The sequence below is a fragment of the Nostoc cycadae WK-1 genome (assembly GCF_002897135.1).
Lineage (GTDB): Bacteria > Cyanobacteriota > Cyanobacteriia > Cyanobacteriales > Nostocaceae > Nostoc_B.
Map to the genome: position 1 here is coordinate 355,206 of NZ_DF978424.1, position 20,453 is coordinate 375,658.

A 20,453-nucleotide genomic window follows, 5' to 3' on the forward strand; every position below is an offset into this window, starting at 1 on the left:
TAAAATTATCGGTAGGGTGGGCATTTTCAGTAAAACTTTCAATCACACTAAAATATAGTGATGAATGCTCACCTTTCAGATACAGGAGTTTAGATAAATGCGCTATGGATAAAACATAGTCTAATTTGCCAATTGAACGCTTTTGAATATGCAACAAAAAGCAAAAATGTTGATTTGGCTTAGAAATTGGGAATTTTAAACGTAGTAGGTTATTACCTTAATTTTCCCTTGTAGCGGTTATGAAAAAGCCAAATTTCCTGGATTCTATCAAACAGCAGCAAAATTTATACTGGCCTGTATGGTTTCCTTATCCTAGTTCTTGGTTTAGAGCCTTTATTTTAGTTATTCTAGCTTTTCCTGGAACAGGTTTAATAGTTTTTGGATTAGTGGGAATAATTATATCGATTTTAGGAAATAGCCCTGTACTTTTAATTTTATCTATTTTTGTTGGTTTATTATTACCAACTATTGTTTTAACATTTATATACCATATTAGTTGGTTTATTTGGCGAAAAAAAGAATTAAATAACAAGTTACCTAAATGGATACCTAGTTCAAATAGCTTGTGGGCTGGTTTCTATGGGAGCATTGTAATGTCATTATCTTTTTTGGTAATACTTACTATTTTTACACAATTAGCATTTTCAGATTGCCGAGTATACTATGAAATCTCAGGTGAATTAGGAAGTTGTGCTGGGCGTTTAACAGGAAGAGCAACAAAAATTATGTTGGGTAGTATTGAAAATACTAATTTTATAAGCAGACCTTGGTTCGTGGTTTGGGTTGTCTCAGCATCCTATCTATATCAGCTAGAATATTTAGTTAGGAAATATTTAATTAGTAAATTTAAAATTCAATCCCAGAATTCTCAATATGGGCATAGAAACTATAGTGTTGATAGTACAGATAAAGAAATAGATAGATTACGCGGAGACTTAGGCCTAACCCAAATGAAAAAAGGGAGACAAACGCAAGTTAATATATCTCCACAATACCGAAATAATTATCAAAAAGCGAAAATTATTAATGGTAAATTTTTAATATTTTTACTAATTTGCTTACTTGTAATAGGAATATTTTTACTAGCAAAATTTACATATCTTAAAGAGAATAGACCATTTTTTATAACTTCTCAAGTGCCGTCTATAGAACCATCGATAAAAGAAATTGTACCTCAATCAGATAATTTCCGTGGGGCGGTAAATCAAGCAATCAGTGCAGCTAACTTGACGCAATCAGCTAAATCTCAAACAGAATGGCAAAACATTGTCAAACAATGGGAAGCTGCTATATCAATGATGCAATCAGTACCTTTATCTAGTCCTAATTATGAAATAGCGCAGCAAAAAATTATTGAATATCAGCGTAATCTTAGCTATGCTCAAAAAAATGCTACTAATAGTAAGTAAGGCAAAAAGATACTAGTTACTTTCGAGTTTAGATTTAATCATTTAAATAAAGTTGTGTTGCGTGGAATATCTTCAACTGCAACAGCTTTTCATCTCCTAACTGCTGTGAAAAACTGGGTTTGAAGGGAATGACTTTTAAACTGCGGATGATCTCTTTTGCTACAGCTTTTGCTAACAGTGGCGGTACAGAATTACCGACTTGGCGGAAACCATGCCATTTGGTGATATGAAATCTAAACCAGTCTGGATAAGAATGGAGTCGTGCGGCTTCCCTAACTGTGATGCAACGGGGTGTAAAAGGATGAATTGGTCGTGGAGAAGTAAATGAACCTCTGTATCTATCTGTTCCGGCTCTTAAAGTATTGCAAACACCAGCCGGATGTAGTTTATGGAAGCGACTAATGGGTTCTCGTTCGCCTTGGAGAGTTTCTTGAAAGCGTTGAATAGTGGTAGGTGAGTGTTTTGTTCGGAAACTCGAAGAAAGAATCCGGGCATCGAATTGGCGATCGCAGGCATAATTATCTGCTAAAGTGCTGATACCGCGAAGTATCATGGCATAATCGCTAGATTTGCCATACTCAGCAAATACCCAATCTTTTTCTAATAAGTCTGAGTAATTTTCCACTTCTGGGATATCACCAATCGCATCCCACACTGTTGGACTCAGTGGTAAGGAATTTTTTTTGATTAACTGATTTGGCTTGGCTATTTGGGTAATTGGCTGGGGATACTTTGGTAATTTGACATCTTGTCTAGCTCCCAACAAAAACAAGCGCTCACGGGACTGTGGTACACCGTAGTGAGCAGCGTTGAGAACTTGATAATTTTCTTCTACCTGATAGCCGTGAGATTGGAATTCACTAATTAAACTTTTGAGGATTTGTTTGTGTTCGCCAACAGTTATACCGCGAACGTTTTCCATCACAAAATATTTTGGTTGTAATTCTAATACCAAGCGATGAAAGTGAAATACTAGAGAATTTCGCGGGTCATCAAAAACCCGTTTACCCATAAGTGAGAAGCCTTGACAGGGACTACCACAAATAACTGCATCAATTTCGCGATCGCCTATTTTTGCACGCTGGCGAATTTCTTCTCCTGTGGTATCTTCTACACTCTTGCACAACACTGTACAAGAAGGAAAGTTAAATTCGTGTGTGGCGCAGTGAATGGGGTCAATTTCTACGGCTGCCAATACATCAAAGCCAGCTTGTTCAAAGCCAAGGCTCATACCACCTGCGCCTGCGAACAAATCAACTGCGATTGGTCGTCGTTTTTTCATTAAGTACTGAGTGCTGAGTGCTGAGAAGCCACTGCGTTGGGAGGGTTTCCCGACTTGTACCCCTACGGGGAAGCAAGCTACGCGCAACGTCTCCGATTAGGAGAAGCAAGTGGCGTTGCTGAGTGAAAAACTCACTACTTCAGACTTTATACTTCATCCTTCATACTTTATTGAGCATTTGCAAAATTTCTTGAGCAGCGCGATCGCATACACCGACTTCTCCTAAACATTGTCGCATTTGGGCATAGTCTGTCAATGTCTGCTGTCGGCGTTCAGGATTCAGCAATAACTCCATCGCTGCTTGAGTGATATTTTCTGCTGTAGCTTTTTCTTGTAATAACTCTGGCACAATTTCCTTCATCACCACTAAGTTTACTGGTGAAGCAAAGGGAATAGAACCTTTGAGGAGTTTCCGCGCAATCCACACTGTAAGGGCATTCAGACGATAAACCACAACTTGCGGCACATTCAACAGCGCCAGTTCCAGGTTAACTGTGCCAGATTTTGTAATGGCGAAATCAGCAGCAGCAAACACTTCTTTTTGTTGACCAGATACAATTGTCGCTTGCAAACCGTAACTTTGAATTGCAGCAGCAATTGGTTCTCTAAAGCTGTCTAAAGATAAGGGAATCCAAAAGTGAGCTTGGGGTAATTTAGCTTGAATTGTCTGAGCCGCTTGAAAAATTATGGGTAAAAGATATTTGAGTTCTTGCTGACGAGAAGCGGGGAGCAGTGCGATCGCAATTTGTTCTGGTGCAATTCCCAATGTGGTACGCGCCGCCTGACGATTGGGTGCGTCCTGCATTCGATCAATTAACGGATGACCTACCCAGCTAACATTTCCCCCATTTTCCCGATAATAACGCCCTTCTTCGGGGAAGATGGCCAAGAGTTTATCTGTAAATCCCACAATTCGAGATGTATTCTGTAAACTCATTGACCAAACCCACTCTTGGGGAGCAATGTAATACACCACTGGCACATCAGGCAGATTATTCTGCATGTAAGTGCCGATACCCAGGTTTGGCCCCATGTAATCAATCAGCACAACCAAGTCGGGCGGGTTTTGCTTGAGATAGGCGATCGCTTTTCGTTGTACTAATAGAGTTGGTACAATATATGGCAGAGATTCTAAAAGACCCATTGAGCCAATACCACTGGTATTGCCTAAAATTGTTGCTCCTGCCTTGGCCATTTTCTCACCACCAAGGGCAACAATTTCTAATTTCCACCCAGCAGCAGCCGCTTGGCGTTGCATGGCTGTAATCAACAGCGACCCTTGCAAATCGCCAGACACCTCGCCAGTGCTGATAAATATCCGCATTTGATAATTTAAAATTTTGTAAAAATTTTAGATATAAAAGCTGAGAAATTAGGAGTTACTTAGTACCAATTTAAACATTGATTGAGATAACTGGATTTATCAAACCTACATTCTCAATCCAAAATCTCAAATCCAAAATTGTATAACCCCTAATTTCCCGTCACTAACTTAAGACTCATCACTAGCGCTAGAAGCTCTACCTTTACCCGGAATTAAACCGCGTCTTCCTGGCATTTGCGATAGAAGGATAAAGCGGCGTAGGTGCTGTAGTTCTTCTGTATCTCCTAACTGTTCTAACTGTTCTAATGCTTCTTTGAAAGTCAAGCCAGAACGGTAGAGAATGCGGAAAGCTTTTTTGAGCATTTGCAGGTCACTGGCTGTCATCCCAGAGCGTTTGAGTCCTACCAAGTTGAGGGTTCTTACGCGTACAGGATTGCCTTCAACTAGCATATATGGCGGTACGTCGCGGTCAATCCTTGACATTCCACCGACCATTGAATGCCTACCGATATGAACAAATTGATGAACTCCCAACACTCCACCTAGTCTGGCACGAGACTCGATATGGACATGACCGGCTAAGGCCACTGAGTTAGGAATAACTACATGGTCTTCAATTATGCAGTTGTGTGCAACGTGGACATAAGCCATCAGCAAGTTATTACTGCCGATAATTGTGGCTTCTCCCTCACCTGTGGCACGATTAATGGTGACATATTCCCGAATTAAGTTATCGTCACCAATTTTGACCCAGGTAGGTTCTCCCACAAATTTGAGATCCTGGGGTTCCATACCGATAGCTGCACCTGGAAAAATCTGATTTCGCGCCCCAATTTCACAAGGCCCTTCTAGCACTACATGAGCGCCAATAATTGTTTCAGGGCCAACTTTGACATGCGCTCCAATCACAGCATAGGCACCGACTTGCACTGTAGGGTGGAGTTCCGCTTTAGGATGAACTACAGCCGTTGGATGAATAAGAGTCTTCAAGGGTGAATCTCCAGAACTGTCTTGAGAAGCCAGCGCTTTGTGGCAACTGGTGTTGCTGAATTGTGATAACTTCAGCTGTCGAAAGTGTGTTGGGCGAAGCAAGTTAAGTGTGTTCGCGTAGCATCTCGTCCGAGAGGGCAGCGAAAATCAAGAAATTTTCAAATACTATTGTGGACAATTGTTGACTTGTTATCCTTTTTCAGGATTGAGTTTAGGTACATCACGGTTGTACTTAGACACTCCAACAAGTTGTTAACCAACTAAAGAAAACATCAATTCGCCTTCAGCGGCGAGTTGTCCATCAACTTCGGCCCGAGCTTGCATCTTCCCAAACCGACGTTGTTTGATACATAACAGTTCCACTGTCATGATTAGTTGATCTCCAGGAACAACTTGACGGCGGAAGCGGGCTTTATCGATACCAGCAAATACAAACAGTCCACCTGCATTGTATTCTGGCAATTGTGTTAACACAATTCCGCCTACTTGTGCCATTGCTTCAACAATTAGCACTCCTGGCATAAGTGGTCTACCGGGGAAATGTCCTTGAAATTGAGGTTCGTTAATAGTAACATTTTTAACGCCTACAGCCACTTTTCCTGGTACATAGTCAATAATTTTGTCTACCAGTAAAAAGGGATAACGATGGGGTAACAACTGCTGAATTTCTTCAGAGGTGAAGGTTTTTTTCACTTCAGATACAGTTGGAGTTTCTGTGGCAATAGATGAGGATGCGATCGCATCGCTACTATTTACTTCTGCAAGAATTGACATTGGCGGTTTGTGTGACTTTGACTAGAAAAATTTAAGTGGGATGGCGCTGAAACCCCCTCAGATTTTGTCGGTGGGATTTTGCTGTGCTGCTAAAATCCTTTGCGCGAGTTGAATATGTAAATTGTGGCTGGCTTTATACGCTAAGAAATGTGCTTGCGGGAAAATTCCCAATAAACTCAAATCTCCTACTAAATCCAATATCTTATGACGGACTGGCTCATTTGCAAATCTTAATGGCGGATTTAGCCATCCTTCCGAGCCGCAAACGAGCGCATTATCCAAGCTGCCACCTTTGATTAATCCAGCTTGTTGTAAGTATTCTATTTGATGTAATAAACCAAAAGTCCGTGCTGGTGCAATTTCTGCCGCAAAGCTTACAGCAGCTTCATTAACATCATTGGCCAGCAACCAACTGTGCCATTGATTCCCAATTGCAGGTAAATCAAAATCAATCCCATAACTAAAGCGAGTTTCGGCTGCTGGGATGGCACCAACAAAAGCATCTTGTTGATAAATCCAGATTGGTTCTTTGACTACCAAGTTTTCTTGATGATCATCTACTGATTGTGGTTGTAAGCCAACTTGAGCAATGCTGGCTGCCCAAAGCTGTGCTGAACCATCCAATAGCGGCACTTCTGGCCCGTCGATTTCAATGCGGGCATTATTCACACCCATACTTGCTAATGTTGCCAACAAATGCTCAACTGTCCGAACAGATGCTTCACCTTTGCCCAATTGAGTTGAGAGAACAGTCTCATTAACTGCTGCAATTTGGGCAGGAATAATTGGTAAATCAGGTAAATCTACCCGCACAAAATAACGCCCACTATTTGCTGGGGCTGGTAATATCCGCACATTGGTAGTAATACCGCTATGTAAACCAACTCCTGTTTGGTAGACTTCCCCTGTGATGGTGTGTTGTTGCATCGGCAAAAATTTAATACACCTTAATAAATAGTCAAGGGTTAGGGGTCAAGAGTCAAGAGTCAGTGGTCAAAGGTCAATAATTGAAAACGATTGACTATTGACTATAGACAATTGACTTTTGACCAACTTAAAATCTTTCGCCAATGCCGAAATTGATGCGGCTGTCACCATCATCGTTAATACCGTAGTCAATCCGAATTGGCCCCAAAGGTGATTGCACGCGCACACCCAGACCATAACCATAGCCAGTCCCATTTTTGTTGAGGACTTCCGCCGCCCTAGTATTGGTACCTAAGTCACTGCCAAAATCCACAAAGGCTGCACCGCTAACGATAGAAAATACAGGGAAGCGATACTCTAAAGTTGCTTGCACGTAACTGCGGCTGCTGGCTAGTGTACCTTCTTCATAGCCGCGCACAGAATTACTACCACCCAAAGTAAAGGCTTCGTAAGGGGGTAAGTCACCCAGGATAGTTCCGCCTTGAATGTTAAAAGCTAGGGTTTGTGCGCCTTTAGTAAAGTTAAGCAGTTTAACGGGTATGTATTGGCTATAACTCCCCCGTAATCGAGTGAGTAAAATATTACCTAGTCCTACTGGAACTGACTGATCAACTCCAAAGCGGAGGAAAGAACCACTAGTAGGTTGTAGGGCATTGTTACGTCGATCGCGCTGCGTACCCAATTGTAATAGCAATAAATCGTCTTGACCTTCCCCCGAAAAGCTCAAGGGAATTAATTCTCCAGCTACTCCATTTGTGTATACTGTCCCAAATCTTCTGAGATTACCATCAGCATCGCGGGTGGAAACTCGTTGATATTGCAAACCAGCTGAAGCTGTCCATTCTGCACGTTCGTAGGGATTATTAGATAAGGGGCGGGTAAAGGTAACACCACCACCTAACCGCAGTACACGGGGGCGATCGCCATCTGTGTCTCCGGCTCTAAAAGTTTCCACGTTGTCATCTGTGCCTTCATATACCAAGGAAATGGAACTACGCCGGAAAATGTTAGCTGTGTAGGAGGTACGGTAAGGGTCGCCAGCAATCCAAGGGTCAGTGTAGCGCAAATCAAACAGTAACTCCCTTGTTCCCACCTGTACTTCTGCACCTAATTTTTGGTTTCTCCCGTTGAGGTTTTGCTGTTGATAGCTTACCGTACCAAATAATCCACTGGCAGAACTAATACCAGCCCCTGCGGCGATCGAACCACTACTCCGTTCGGCTACATTGACTACCACATCTACTTTACTGGGGTCGGTACCAGGATCTAGGGAAACATTCACATCTTCAAATAATCCCAGTCCATATACCCGTTGCAAGTCTTTTTGTACTGTATTTCTGTTAAATACTTGTCCTGGTTTTAATTCTACTTCGCGTTTAATAATATACTCTTGTGTCCGACCCCGAATTGGTCTACCCTGATCGTCTGTTTCTTGACCTTCTTTGTTGCGGAATCGGACTTTAATATTTTCCACTACGCCTTCTGCTACTTGCAGAGTTACAACTCCATTTTCCGCAACTTGGGGCGCACCAATCACATTGGCTAACACATAACCTTGGTCTTGATAGCGTTTGGTTAAGGTTTTGATGCCTTCTTGTAAATCTCGCAAGTTGAGTATCTTACCATACTGATCTTTAAAAACTTCATCCGCCGTGCTGGCTGGCAGAACCGAAGCAACACCAGTCCCAGGATTAGCTTCGACTTGCACTTTTGTCAGTACGGGGTTGGGCTGAACAACAAAGCTGACTCGCACGCCCAAAGGTGTATCTTCTGGTAATGCTTGAACGTTGGAAAAGAAACCTGTACCAAAGATAGAATTAATATCTTCTTGCAATTGTGTGCGGGTGGTTGTTCGCCCTGGTTGAGTCCGAATGACCTGATAAACTTTTTCTTCTAATTCTGGTGTTAATTGTCCTGTCTGAGGCCTCACTACTACTTCTGAGACTAACACCCTTGGTTCTGCTGTTTCGGTAGCGCCATTCGGCTGTGTATTCCCTGGAGATGTAGGAAATGCTGGTTCTATCGTTGGCGGGTTGGTGTTCTCTGGTTGAGTATTATTTGGCTGAGTATTACCTGGAGATGCGGGTTCTATTGTCGATGGAATGGTATTTCCTGGTTGAGTGTTACTGGGAGTTGTAGGAAATGCTGGTTCTATCGTTGGCGGGATGGTATTCTCTGGTGCAGGTGTCGGTTGGGTAGCTGGAGATGAATTATCTGGAACGGTAGTTGGCTGTTGAGTATCAGGATTAGGAATTGTTTCTGGAGTTTGGGCAATTGTTGGTACTGTTAATGTGGGTACTATTACCTGTGGTTTGAGTTTTACCGCTGACTGTGTTGGTAAAAGTTTCACAGACTGAGGTTGAGTATCTTTAAGTACCTTAGCCTCTGTAGAGTTGCTCGCAGATTTTAAACTTTCCCTTGCTGAACTTTGGCCTGCGTCCTTCTCTTGTGGCTGACTTGTCGAGGGTTTGACAAATTTAGCTGTCTGTTGTAACCCTTCAGCAGTTTGGGCATTTGCTCTGAGAGAGCCACTTAATGGCGCTGCAATTGCTACAGCTGCTACTAATATAGGAGATAAACGCATTTTATATTCCTCTTCACTTCCGCACACAATCACACACTAGTTACTTAGTCATTAGTCATTGGTCATTTGTCCTTTGTCAAGACCAATGACCAATGACAAGGTATCTCAGTTTAATTTTTACTGTCTACTGTTTGTAGCACTCGTTGTAAAACCTCTTGGTAAGCGTCTTCTACATTTCCCAAATCTCGGCGGAAGCGGTCTTTATCCATTACCCGGCGGTTAGGGTCAGTTTCTGCTGTGTCCCACAAACGACAGGTATCTGGACTAATCTCATCTGCCAGGAGTATCTGCTGCTGTGAATCTAAGCCGAATTCTAGTTTGAAGTCTACTAGGGTAATGCCACATTGCTGCCAAAAGCTACGCAGAAATTCGTTGATTTGCAATGCTAGATTCTTAATTATGTCTACTTGTTCCGCTGTAGCTAGTTCCATCAAGAGTAGGCGATCGCTTGTCAGCAACGGGTCTCCTAATTGATCGTTTTTGTAATAAAACTCAACCATTGGCTGTTTTAAAACTGTCCCTACTGGTAAACCTGTTTGTTGACTCAGGCTACCAGCCGCAATATTTCTCACAACTACTTCTAACGGTAAAATCTTAACGGCTTTTACCCGCATTTGATGGGGGGCTGGGCTGTCAATAAAGTGGGTTTTAATCCCATTGGCTTCCAATTTTTTAAATAATTGGCTAGAAATAATACAGTTAATTCTTCCCTTGTCAAGGATACTTCCACGCTTTTGGGCGTTAAAAGCAGTGGCATCATCTTTAAAATCAGCCAACAAGACTTCTGGATTATCTGTTGTATAGAGGATCTTTGCTTTGCCTTCGTAGAGCTTGGAATGAACAGACATGGTAGGAGGTAAACTTTTCAGCACTGGGAGACTTGTGTCCTTTCGGGCTTAACCATTTTATCTTTAGTTAACAAAGATTAGCCAATCAATTGTAAGTGAGCAATGAATAGGATTCAAAATAAATGATTAAATAATATTTGCGGGTTTTCTACAGTAGCTTTCTATAAAGATTACTGAGTATTTACCCGTAAATCTTGTTACTATCTCTATAACTCAATTTATTGCTATAAAAGCTGGTTTACTTAGACTTCCTTAAAAGTAAAATAAAATGCCTCATAAAATTGTTTATGACCTCTGTTGAGCCATAAAAAAGTAACAGTTGGTTCATTAACTGCCACTAGCCAACTACATCAAGTTTTGGTTAAGATTAATTACCCAAAGCTGATTCTCAGATATATAGTATATAACCTCTAGTAGAGGTAAATTACCCAGAAAGACATTACACTTTGACTGTAGATTTTTTTACCAATCAACCTAATTTTTTCTCTTTTAAATAAAAAATAGTATAAAATATGACTCAGTAAAAAGCTATTTAAAATATTAGGTATTTAATTGGAGAGAATGTTAATTAGCAATTGGCACAAGGGTAAACTATTAGCAATTCAGCACAACTATTGTTTTTATATCAATGCTGATTAAGCTTTTTTGCCTTGAGACACAAGATATGTGCATAAGTGATTGCTTAAAGTCAGATATTAAAACAATAACGGAGTTTCATAAGTGGAGCATCGGATAGTGGACAAAGATGATTTTCTTTACCCTCATGGCCGCTATTATGGCCATGTCAAACCAGAAAACTTAGTCTTTAATGCAAATCTTCAAGAATTTGCTCAGAAAGTTAGTTATGTTTGTAGCTTAGAAACAGGTGGAAAAATTCCCCCAGAAGCAGCCTATGAACAAATTAGAGTTTTGTGGAAACAATTAAAGCAGAGTAAAAAACAGTTACAAATTGGCGAGAATCCTTTTAAAAATGAAGGAGGCGAAGCTGAAGATTCATAGGAAAAGAAAGAATAAATAAATAGTAAGAAGCAAAAAAATAATTTTTACTTATTACGTAATAAAAAATAAACCAGCTTTTGTCATATAGTACACAAATTACGCCTTTATTTGCTGACAATTGTCCAAACACCATCCCAAGAATCTGGCGGTGGTGTTTTGTGATAATTATGAGCGCGTTCTAAATGAATTTCTACAGCTTGGTCTTTGGGTCGAATATGTTTAGCGGCGGTAAAATAAGCGATCGCCCCGGCAAAATCCCTGGCTAAATAAGCAGCCCGACCATTATGATAGTGAAATAAAAACTCTTGGGTATCAGCATCCAGGGGAGTTTGGCGATCGCCAATTAACTCATAGATATTAACTGCTTGGTGTTTACCTTTGACGCGAATTTGATCCAACTGACGCACCCAAATGCGATCGCTGCATAATTGGTAGGTAAATTCGCTCAAAATAATATCGCAGCCATATTCTTTAGTTACGGCTTCTAAACGGGCGCTTAAGTTGACACTATCACCAATCACGGTGTAGTCCATACGTTTGTGAGAGCCAATATTACCGGAAACCACTTCCCCAGAACTAATCCCAATCCCAATGCGAATTTGTGGCTGTTCCTGAATAATCCGCCGTTGGTTAAATTCTTCGAGACGTTGGCGCATCTCTAAAGCTGACTGTATCGCTTGCCAAGCATGGTTTTCTGTGAGTGGAAGCGGCGCACCAAACACGGCCATTAAAGCATCACCAATAAATTTATCTAAAGTGCCTTCATAATTAAAAACTGCTTCCACCATTGTTTCAAAATACTGGTTTAGCAGCGAGACTACTGCCGCCGCCCCCAAATTTTCTGTCAAAGTGGTGTAACCACGAATATCAGAAAATAAGACAGTCACATCCTTGCGTTCACCCACCATCAAAGCATCTTCCCCTACAGCCATAACTTGTTCAGCTACATGGGGAGTGAGGTAACGATACATTGTCGTTTTCAGGCGTTTTTCTTGACTAATATCTTCTAAAACCACCAAACCGCCCCTGACTCCCCCTTCTGGGTTAGTGAGGGGATTAACAGTCAAATTAATACTGCGTTCTAACTGTTCTACTTGATTAGCTGGAATTAATTGGGATGGAGGAGTTAACAGTAAATTCCAAGGAATAAACAAATCAGGGTTAGTGCGATCGCGGACTGTTAAGATTAACTGGTGAGTCATCGCAGTTTGACCAGATGCAAACCCGTTTTGTAACGGTAACGGAAGTTGATCCGCGTCCTGAATTTCGTTACTCACTCGCCCTTCTAAAGTCAGTGCTTCATATAAACCTACCATCAGACTTTGCTCTGGGACATAATATCTCGCACCTGATGTTAAACTATCTTCTAAACGCATTTGTAAATTTTCAATTGGCACTACTTCCCAAACAAAGCGACCAATTAAGTTTTGTTCCCATAATAATTTATTGCTTTTGTTATTAGCATCTCCTAAAGGACAACCTAATAACTCTAAGGCGGCATCATTAATTGTGACAATGCGACCAATCATATCAGTAGAAATTACCGCATCAGAAAGACTTTGCAAAATGTCTTTTTGGTACTGTTTTTCTAGCAGGACATTTTCAAACAATCGCGCATTTTCTAATGCTATGCCTGCTTGAATATTAAAAGCCCGCATAAACTCTTCATCAGAAGCTGTGAAACTGCCTTTTTGCTTATTAATTAGCTGTGTTACCCCAATTAATTCGTTAGCAGAATTAAACACTGGCAAACATAAAATATTCCGAGTTACATAGCCAGTTTTTCTATCTGTACTGGGGTCAAAGCGGGGGTCTTTATAAGCATCAGGAATATTTAATGCGTCCCCTGTAGATGCCACATAGCCAGCAATCCCACGATTTGCCGGCATCCGAATTTCAAGATAATCTGTTGGAGCCGCAGCCGCTGCTACCTTTGTCCAAAGTTCACCCATTTCTTTACGATACAAAAATAGCGTACTGCGGTCTGCCTGCATTAAAATTCGGGCTTGCTCCATGACTATTTGCAAAGTTGCTTCTAAATCTAAACTTTGCCCTAGTGTTTGAGTAGCACGTAACAGTGCTGTAGCGCCTCGTTGATTGCGGGCTGCTACATAAAAAGACTGACAGGTTTCTAAAATAATCCCAATAGAAGCAGCAAAATCTCGAAAACAGTTTTCATCTTCATGATTAAAAGGAATGTCGCCTTCTTTATTTGCTAGTTGGACTACAGCAACAGTTTGACTTTTGCTACTCACAACCGGCATACATAAAATATTACGAATTCTGTAGCCCATTTGCTTTTCTAGATCTGGGCTAAATAGGGGATGAGTAGCAGTTTCAGAAATATTCAAGTATTGGCCTGTACTCGCAACATGACCAGGAATTCCTACATTAATTGGGGTTCTAATTTCTAAAAATTTTTGGCTATTATCTTGAGGAACTTTTGACCACAACTGACCTTTATCATAGTCAACTAAAAAAATAGCTGTGTGTTCTGCTTGCAAAATTTGGCCAATTTTCAAAGTGATTGCTTCTAATACCTTTTCCAACATAGTTTCTAGAGCTTCATTATTGATTAATTCAATCGCTCTGAGAAATTGTTGAAACTCCGCTGTTATAAAATCTAGTAGACAAACAAATTCGTTAACAGAAAGGTCTTTAACGCGACGCAGTAAAGCGTGGGTGCGATTAACTTGCGTAAGTTCGGTTAATGTAGCCAAGACGCTACCAGGATTGGGAAGAGTCATGGGAATTTTAGATTTTAGATTTTATAGCAGGAGGCAGGAGGCAGAAGGCAGGAGGTAAGAGGTAAAATTTTTAGACTACAAAAAAGCCTTTTTATATCGCCCAATTGGGTTTAAGTTTCCCAGCAAATCAAAGATTTTACCAGTCTTTTATGAGAGGCTGGTCGAAATCCCTCTCCCATCAGCTTCCTGCCTCCTGCGTTTTAACTCCTGTCTCCATTTAAACTGCTGCTGTTGGCTGTTTTGCCAAGACTATTTTTTGATAGTAATCTTGCAGCTGACTTGTGGCTGCTGCCCATCCCCACTTTTCTGCTTCTTTACGAGCATTTTGACGAATGATATCTCGTTCTTGTTGATTTTCCAAGAGGCGAATTGTGGCAGAAATGGCATCTTGAATGTCAGCTTTGGGGTCAAAGAGATATCCATTTACACTATCTGTCACGATATCAGGAATGCCCCCAGAACGGGCAGCAACGACTGGACAGCCGGCGGCCATTGCTTCTAATAAGACTAACCCCAGAGTTTCTGTCCGAGAAGGAAAGATAAAAGCATCCGCACTAGCAAAAGCAGAACCTAATTCTCGTCCTATAAGGTAGCCGACAAAATTTGTGTTTGTCCCAGCAAAGTATTTTTCTAAGGCTTGGCGATGGGGGCCATCTCCCACTAATGCTAATCGAGCTTGGGGAATTGCTTTTAAAATGGGTTTAATACGTTCAATTTCTTTTTCGGCAGACAGGCGACCAACATAAAGCAACAAGGGACTTTCGGGATGGTTTTGCGAAAGAAGCGATCGCATTTCCCAACTTGCTAAATCAGGGTGAAATAATTCTGTATCAACTCCCCGCTGCCATAAATCTACTCGTTCAATGCCATGTGATGACAGTTCTTCCATCATGGCTGTAGAGGTACAAAGATTCAACAATGCCTGATTATGTGCGCCTTTGAGCAATTCCCACAATAATCCTTCTAACATTCCCAAACCATAATGTTGGAGATATTGCGGTAAATGGGTATGGTAAGAAGCTACTAAAGGTAGTTTCAAAAGTTTGCTATAAAAAATGCCTGATAATCCTAGAACGGCTGGATTGACAACATGAATCAAATCTGGCTGGAATTCTTCTAAGGCATAACCAATTGCTGGTCGAGGTAGCGCCATTTTTAACTCTGGATACAGAGGCAAAGGAAAGCCAGTAACGCCGTAAACTTTCGCTCCTTTGTGTTCTGTAATTCCACCTTCAGGGGCGATGACTAAAACTTGATTTCCATGACGTTGGAGATGGTCAACTGTATGACGTAAGCGTGTAACGATGCCATCAACTTTTGGCAAAAATGTTTCGGTGAATAGGGCTATTCTCATAAAAAATTAGTCCAGGCAGATAATCCCAGCTTTTTGTGGATTTCGCTATCAAAAACAGGGTAAACCTTCTCCTGTGGTGTAATCAATTCTGCATCGTTACAATTTAAGTTTTATCTCTGTTGTGTGACAACGTAACGAGAAATCACTGGAGGCTAGTGATTGACCAAATAGAAATCTGGTTGTTTCACCAGCCTCATAGAGTTTTCACCTACTTTCTATGCCAAGAAACTTTTGGCAAAATTTGCTTTTTATCAACTCGTTGCTGATACTTGACGGCAAAGTTCAGCAGTGAATCAAGTAATGAATCTGAGAGGTAGTGAGGCTGTAAACCGAGGTCAAGCAGTTTAGTATTTTTAGCGTTGAAGTAATGTTCTTCTTTCTCCACTCTAGGGTTATCTATGTTGTTGATGTCGACATTCAACCCCAAGGAGTTACCTGCTTTTTTCACCATCAATGCCAAGTCCCCAACGCTAAATAGTTCGGTAAATTGGTTGAAGACGCGGAATTCTCCAGGTTCAGCGGGATTGGCGATCGCTAATTCCATACAGCGGACTGTATCCCGAATATCCAAGAATCCGCGAGTTTGTCCACCTTTACCATACACAGTTAAGGGATGACCAATGGCAGCTTGAATACAGAATCGGTTTAATGCTGTACCAAAAACCCCGTCGTAATCTAGGCGATTAATCAACAGTTCATCCATTCCCGTTTCTTCGGTCAAGACCCCATAAACCACGCCTTGATTTAAGTCAGTGGCACGCAATCCCCAAATCCGACAAGCAAAATGGATATTGTGGCTATCATGCACTTTGCTTAAGTGGTACATTGAACCGGGCTGCTTGGGATAAGGCAAGGTATCCTTGCGCCCATTGTGTTCAATGGTGATATACCCTTCTTCAATATCAATGTTGGGTGTACCATATTCACCCATTGTTCCCAACTTGACTAAGTGACAGTCTGGGAAATCTTCACGCATGGCATACAGCAAGTTGAGTGTGCCAACAACGTTATTGACCTGTGTAAGAACTGCATGTTCGCGGTCAATCATGGAGAATGGTGCAGAACGCTGTTCGCCAAAATGCACGATCGCATTTGGCTCAAATTGATGTAAAGCTTTTTGCAGAAATTCGTAATTAGTGATATCGCCTACGAATAGGTCGATAGATTTGCCGGTCAAATCTTGCCAGCGCTGGATACGTTGCTGAATAGGTGCGATCGGAGTCAGCGTTGCGATACCTAGTTCGTTATCCCAGTGCCGCCGCACCAAATTATCTAAAATTCCAACATCGTAACCTCGATTGGAGAGGTAAAGTGCGGTTGCCCAACCACAATACCCATCGCCACCAATAACCAGGACTTTCATTTTCACCAGTTTTTACTCGCTGATAGCTAAATCTATCAGGTTTCTGTACCTGCTCAACCATCAAAAGTAGTGATTAGTCATTAGTCATTGGTCATTAGTCATTGGTCATCTGTCAAAAGACACAAGATTTCATACTTCACACTTCATACTTTTACCCGGTATTGCTGGGCTATGTAGTAAAACAAGGGGTAATAGTTATAAAATTCTTGACTGGGGCTTTTTCCCTGCCAGTAATATGTGACTTGCCCTTGAGTTAATGTTAATTTCATCGAACCAACTTGCTGATCAACTTCGACTAATAAAACTCCAGATACCCCTTGTGTGGTCTGAAAGTTAGGCTGGATTGCATTTGCAGCCTCTGATTGGCGATTACTAGCCCATGCTCTAATTTCGACTTTTTGGCTGCGTGGTGAAACTAGGGCAATACCATCATCATTTTCTGGTACTGCTAAAACATTCCAGTTACGAGGATAGGGAAATTCAAAGCCATAACGAGAATTACTATAAGTTTGCCATTGGGTATCGGAGACGCTAAAAGGCTTGCTGCATCCGAATAATAGCAGCGAGAGAGCGATCGCACCTACCATACCCTGGGCTTTTGTATGATTTTTTTGTCGATAACTACAAGTTTTCACTGAAGTAGCAGACATAATTAAATCTATTATTTAATCTTACATAGTTTATACAAGCATTGGAAATATTCAGATATATTGAGATTTCACAAGATATTCTCTATTAATTACTTAGAAATGAACAAAATTTATTTGATGTTTTAAATATAACTTAGTGGCTTGATCTGTCCGCAAAATATATAAATAAATGTAACAAAAATGCCGTCAAAACGTTTTAACAGCTTGACAACTAACGAAGAAGCCGATAACGTGATATACATACCCGGGTAAGACCGCCAAAGAGTTATATGCAAACGCAAACTAAGCAAAAGGTTACTTTTTATATATCGCCAGAACTGCACAAAAGGTTGAAGATTCGTTCAGCAATTGATTCTGAACCAATGTCAGACCTTGCCGAACGCGCCCTCTACTTTTACTTGGCGAACTCAGAATTAGTAGAAGAATTAGAAGCTTCTACTTATGGGAGAACTCATAGAGTGTATTCCTGTCCGACTTGCGAAAGTTCACTTGCATTACGTGATGGGGAATTAATTGCTTTAGGCAATCAACCAGGATTGATTGGACAAGAGCATATCTCCATTGATGAAATGGAACCAGTAGAAACCCATCCCAAGAGTGAGGAAGAGCTAGTCCCTTGCTAGATAAGAATTATGGATGAGTGATTCATAATTCAGCCATCGTTACAAACGAAGTCTGTTCTTTACTGTATAAGGTCTCAAGTAGGTCGATTGTATGAAAGAAGAGCTCAATATCCTAATTCAAGCTCAATACCCTCTAATCTACCTTGTGACCTCCGAGGAAGAGCGAGCAGAGCAAGCAATTTCCACAATCGCTCAAGTGTTAAAGCCCCAGCGCCGAGTTTATGTGTGGACAGTAACTCATGGCATCGTGGAATATGGTCAACCCCGGAATGTGAGCCAACACAACACTGTTTCCCCAGAGGCGGCAATTGATTGGATAATTCGGCAGAGAGAACCAGGTATATTTATTCTTAAAGATTTACACCCATTTATTGATGCTCCTGCGACAAACAGAGCGCTGCGTGATGCGATCGCCAGTTTTAAAGGGCAGCAAAAAAATATTATTTTAATGTCCCCGATGCACCAAGTCCCCATAGAACTGGAGAAGGAAGTAGTAGTTTTAGACTTCCAACTACCAGATATGGCGGAGTTAAATAAAGTTTTAACCTCCCATTTAGATAATCACCGTGGGCGACGTTTAACCACAGAAGCACGCGAAAAACTTCTCAGAGCCGCTTTAGGTTTAACTAAAGATGAATCCGAGAAAGTATACCGGAAAGCTCAAGTTACCACCGGACGGCTAACAGAAGAAGAAGTTGATATAGTTTTATCTGAGAAAAAGCAGCTAATTCGGCGTAATGGGATATTAGAATACATCGAAGAAGATGAAACCATTGATGCTGTAGGCGGCTTAGAAGAATTAAAAAAATGGCTGAAGCAACGCTCTAATGCTTTTACCGAAAGAGCAAGAGAGTATGGTCTACCCCAACCCAAAGGGATGCTAATTTTAGGAGTTCCTGGTTGTGGTAAATCATTGATAGCTAAGACAACATCCCGGCTTTGGGGTTTACCGCTGTTACGCTTAGATATGGGACGCGTATACGACGGCTCAATGGTGGGACGAAGTGAGGCAAATCTGCGTAACGCCCTCAAAACAGCAGAATCCATCTCTCCAGCGATTCTGTTTATTGACGAGTTAGATAAATCCTTTGCTGGTAGTGCTGGTTCTGGTGATTCTGATGGCGGCACATCAAGCAGGATATTCGGGTCTTTCCTCACATGGATGCAAGAGAAAAAATCTCCAGTGTTTGTTATGGCCACAGCCAACCGAGTCGAACGCTTACCTGGAGAATTCTTGAGGAAAGGTCGGTTTGATGAAATTTTCTTTGTGGATCTGCCTACTCCTGAAGAAAGGTGCGATATTTTCAATATCCACTTAAGCAAACGCCGTCGTGAAGACATCACTAGGTTTGATTTAGAGCAACTAGCCAAGATGTCTGATGGCTTTTCTGGGGCAGAAATTGAGCAAGCGATTATTGCGGCAATGTACGAAGCTTTTGCCCAAGACCGCGAGTTCACCCAACTAGATATTATTGCTGCACTGAAAGCAACATTGCCCCTGTCTCGCACGATGCAAGAACAGGTAACAGCCCTCAGAGACTGGGCTAGACAGCGGGCAAGACCAGCCGCAGCCTCCGTTGCTGAATACCAGCGTATGGAGTTCTAAAAGCTTTCCCTTGCTAACCCAGGGGGAAAGGCTAGTCCCAAAAACTAGCAGTTAAAAGAAAAAGCCGCCTCTCTATAAGCGCGGCTTGCTGAAGATAAACCGTTGTTTTTTTCTCAATCTTCTCATTGGAGGAAACCCAAATGTCTCACTTTAGCACTCTTCGCACCAAAATTACCGATGCAGAAATCCTCAAAGCTTCTCTGCGCGACTTGGGTATTACCGTAAAGACAGAAGCTGATGTACGCGGTTATAACGGTCAGCGTGTTCGTTCCGACATCGTTGCTGTTTTGGAAGGCGAATATGATCTCGGCTGGTCTCGCAATAGCGATGGTTCTTTTGACCTCATCGCTGACCTGTGGGGCGTTGCTAAAAAGCACAACCAAACCGAGTTAATCAACTCCATCAATCAAAAATATGCAGTTAACAAGACTTTGGCTGAAGTAAAACAGCGCGGTCTGCAAAACGCTAACGTTAAGTTGGTATTGCAATAGTAATTTCTCTGCGCGTTCCCAAAGCTGCACGGGTTAACCACACTATAGCGGTTAGCCCGCTTTTTTTATGTTTTAATCTTGTTGCTGAGAAAATTTATAACTACCCCATAAAGATAGAGCGATCGCCACTACTAATAAAATCGGTATACTGTACCAAGGAAACTCCGATAAAGGTGAGTAAACCGCAGCCCGTAAACCAGTGCTGGCGTAAGTTAAAGGTAACAAGTAAACTACACATTTCAACGCGACTGGTAAGGTACTGGGGTCAAAAAAAGTCGCGCCCAGGAAAGACATCGGCACAATCACGAAGTTGTTATATAGTCCCACAGATTCGAGCGATCGCACACTTAACCCAACAATTACCCCCAACCCCGCAAATACGGCACAATTTAGCACTAGCAACATCAAAAATAACGGATTGAGAAAATTCCAGTTACTAGTAAATAACAGTGCTACCTCACATCTTGCACCTGGAAATAGTA

Annotated in this window: 17 protein-coding genes; 5 read left to right on the top strand and 12 right to left on the bottom strand. The window is 41.5% G+C overall.

Features of this window, described 5'->3' with window-relative positions; genetic code table 11:
- Window positions 1–239 precede the first annotated feature (239 nt).
- Complete coding sequence (locus tag NCWK1_RS07950; RefSeq protein WP_103124325.1) at window positions 240–1,409, top strand: hypothetical protein; 1,170 nt, start codon at window positions 240–242, stop codon at window positions 1,407–1,409.
- A gap of 34 nt (window positions 1,410–1,443) precedes the next feature.
- On the opposite strand, the gene NCWK1_RS07955 is transcribed toward NCWK1_RS07950, so the two are convergent.
- The 7 genes from NCWK1_RS07955 to purC form a co-directional block, all read right to left on the bottom strand.
- Window positions 1,444–2,691: a DNA cytosine methyltransferase gene (locus NCWK1_RS07955; RefSeq protein ID WP_103124326.1), complete on the bottom strand. Its 1,248-nt coding sequence runs from the start codon at window positions 2,689–2,691 to the stop codon at window positions 1,444–1,446.
- Window positions 2,692–2,851: 160 nt separating this feature from the next.
- Window positions 2,852–4,015, bottom strand: coding sequence for a lipid-A-disaccharide synthase (gene lpxB, locus NCWK1_RS07960; protein WP_103124327.1), 1,164 nt, complete (start codon window positions 4,013–4,015; stop codon window positions 2,852–2,854).
- 168 nt (window positions 4,016–4,183) lie between these two features.
- Window positions 4,184–5,005 carry an acyl-ACP--UDP-N-acetylglucosamine O-acyltransferase gene (gene lpxA / locus NCWK1_RS07965; RefSeq protein WP_096584779.1) on the bottom strand — a complete coding sequence of 274 codons (822 nt, stop codon included), beginning with the start codon at window positions 5,003–5,005 and terminating at the stop codon, window positions 4,184–4,186.
- A 252-nt stretch (window positions 5,006–5,257) separates the two neighbouring features.
- Window positions 5,258–5,779 (bottom strand): 3-hydroxyacyl-ACP dehydratase FabZ, encoded by a 522-nt coding sequence (fabZ, locus tag NCWK1_RS07970; RefSeq protein ID WP_096575724.1) that lies wholly within the window; start codon window positions 5,777–5,779, stop codon window positions 5,258–5,260.
- A 57-nt stretch (window positions 5,780–5,836) separates the two neighbouring features.
- A complete protein-coding gene (lpxC, locus tag NCWK1_RS07975; RefSeq protein ID WP_103124328.1) occupies window positions 5,837–6,706 on the bottom strand; it encodes a UDP-3-O-acyl-N-acetylglucosamine deacetylase in 870 nt (289 codons plus the stop codon).
- 127 nt (window positions 6,707–6,833) lie between these two features.
- A complete protein-coding gene (locus NCWK1_RS07980) occupies window positions 6,834–9,290 on the bottom strand; it encodes a BamA/TamA family outer membrane protein (RefSeq protein ID WP_103124329.1) in 2,457 nt (818 codons plus the stop codon).
- 110 nt (window positions 9,291–9,400) lie between these two features.
- On the bottom strand, window positions 9,401–10,138 hold the full coding sequence (purC, locus tag NCWK1_RS07985) for a phosphoribosylaminoimidazolesuccinocarboxamide synthase (RefSeq protein ID WP_096575718.1): 738 nt from the start codon (window positions 10,136–10,138) through the stop codon (window positions 9,401–9,403).
- A 720-nt stretch (window positions 10,139–10,858) separates the two neighbouring features.
- On the opposite strand from purC, the gene NCWK1_RS07990 reads away from it, so the two are divergent.
- Window positions 10,859–11,137, top strand: a complete 279-nt coding sequence (locus NCWK1_RS07990) for a DUF7219 family protein (protein WP_187308081.1) — start codon at window positions 10,859–10,861, stop codon at window positions 11,135–11,137.
- A gap of 104 nt (window positions 11,138–11,241) precedes the next feature.
- Here NCWK1_RS07990 and NCWK1_RS07995 read toward each other — a convergent pair whose 3' ends face one another.
- From NCWK1_RS07995 to NCWK1_RS08010, 4 genes are all read right to left on the bottom strand, one after another.
- Window positions 11,242–13,884, bottom strand: coding sequence for a GAF domain-containing protein (locus NCWK1_RS07995; protein ID WP_103124330.1), 2,643 nt, complete (start codon window positions 13,882–13,884; stop codon window positions 11,242–11,244).
- Window positions 13,885–14,101: 217 nt separating this feature from the next.
- The gene (locus tag NCWK1_RS08000) at window positions 14,102–15,238 is read right to left on the bottom strand and encodes a glycosyltransferase family 4 protein (RefSeq protein WP_103124331.1); all 1,137 of its coding nucleotides are present in this window, start codon (window positions 15,236–15,238) and stop codon (window positions 14,102–14,104) included.
- 208 nt (window positions 15,239–15,446) lie between these two features.
- Entirely contained in the window at window positions 15,447–16,601 is a 1,155-nt protein-coding gene (locus NCWK1_RS08005) for an NAD-dependent epimerase/dehydratase family protein (RefSeq protein WP_015113814.1), read from the bottom strand.
- 143 nt (window positions 16,602–16,744) lie between these two features.
- Window positions 16,745–17,251 carry a hypothetical protein gene (locus NCWK1_RS08010; protein ID WP_103124332.1) on the bottom strand — a complete coding sequence of 169 codons (507 nt, stop codon included), beginning with the start codon at window positions 17,249–17,251 and terminating at the stop codon, window positions 16,745–16,747.
- 269 nt (window positions 17,252–17,520) lie between these two features.
- Between NCWK1_RS08010 and NCWK1_RS08015 the strand changes: the two genes are divergently transcribed.
- The 3 genes from NCWK1_RS08015 to NCWK1_RS08025 all read left to right on the top strand — a co-directional run bounded on the left by NCWK1_RS08015 (window position 17,521) and on the right by NCWK1_RS08025 (window position 19,971).
- Window positions 17,521–17,874, top strand: a complete 354-nt coding sequence (locus NCWK1_RS08015) for a slr0373 family blue light stress response protein (RefSeq protein ID WP_096575708.1) — start codon at window positions 17,521–17,523, stop codon at window positions 17,872–17,874.
- Window positions 17,875–17,965: 91 nt separating this feature from the next.
- Window positions 17,966–19,480, top strand: a complete 1,515-nt coding sequence (gene ycf46 / locus NCWK1_RS08020) for a stress-responsive protein Ycf46 (RefSeq protein ID WP_103124333.1) — start codon at window positions 17,966–17,968, stop codon at window positions 19,478–19,480.
- 140 nt (window positions 19,481–19,620) lie between these two features.
- Complete coding sequence (locus NCWK1_RS08025; RefSeq protein ID WP_015113818.1) at window positions 19,621–19,971, top strand: DUF1257 domain-containing protein; 351 nt, start codon at window positions 19,621–19,623, stop codon at window positions 19,969–19,971.
- Window positions 19,972–20,043: 72 nt separating this feature from the next.
- Here NCWK1_RS08025 and NCWK1_RS08030 read toward each other — a convergent pair.
- Window positions 20,044–20,453, bottom strand: a 410-nt coding sequence (locus tag NCWK1_RS08030) for an ABC transporter permease (RefSeq protein WP_187308082.1), incomplete at its 5' end; no start/stop codon positions are given.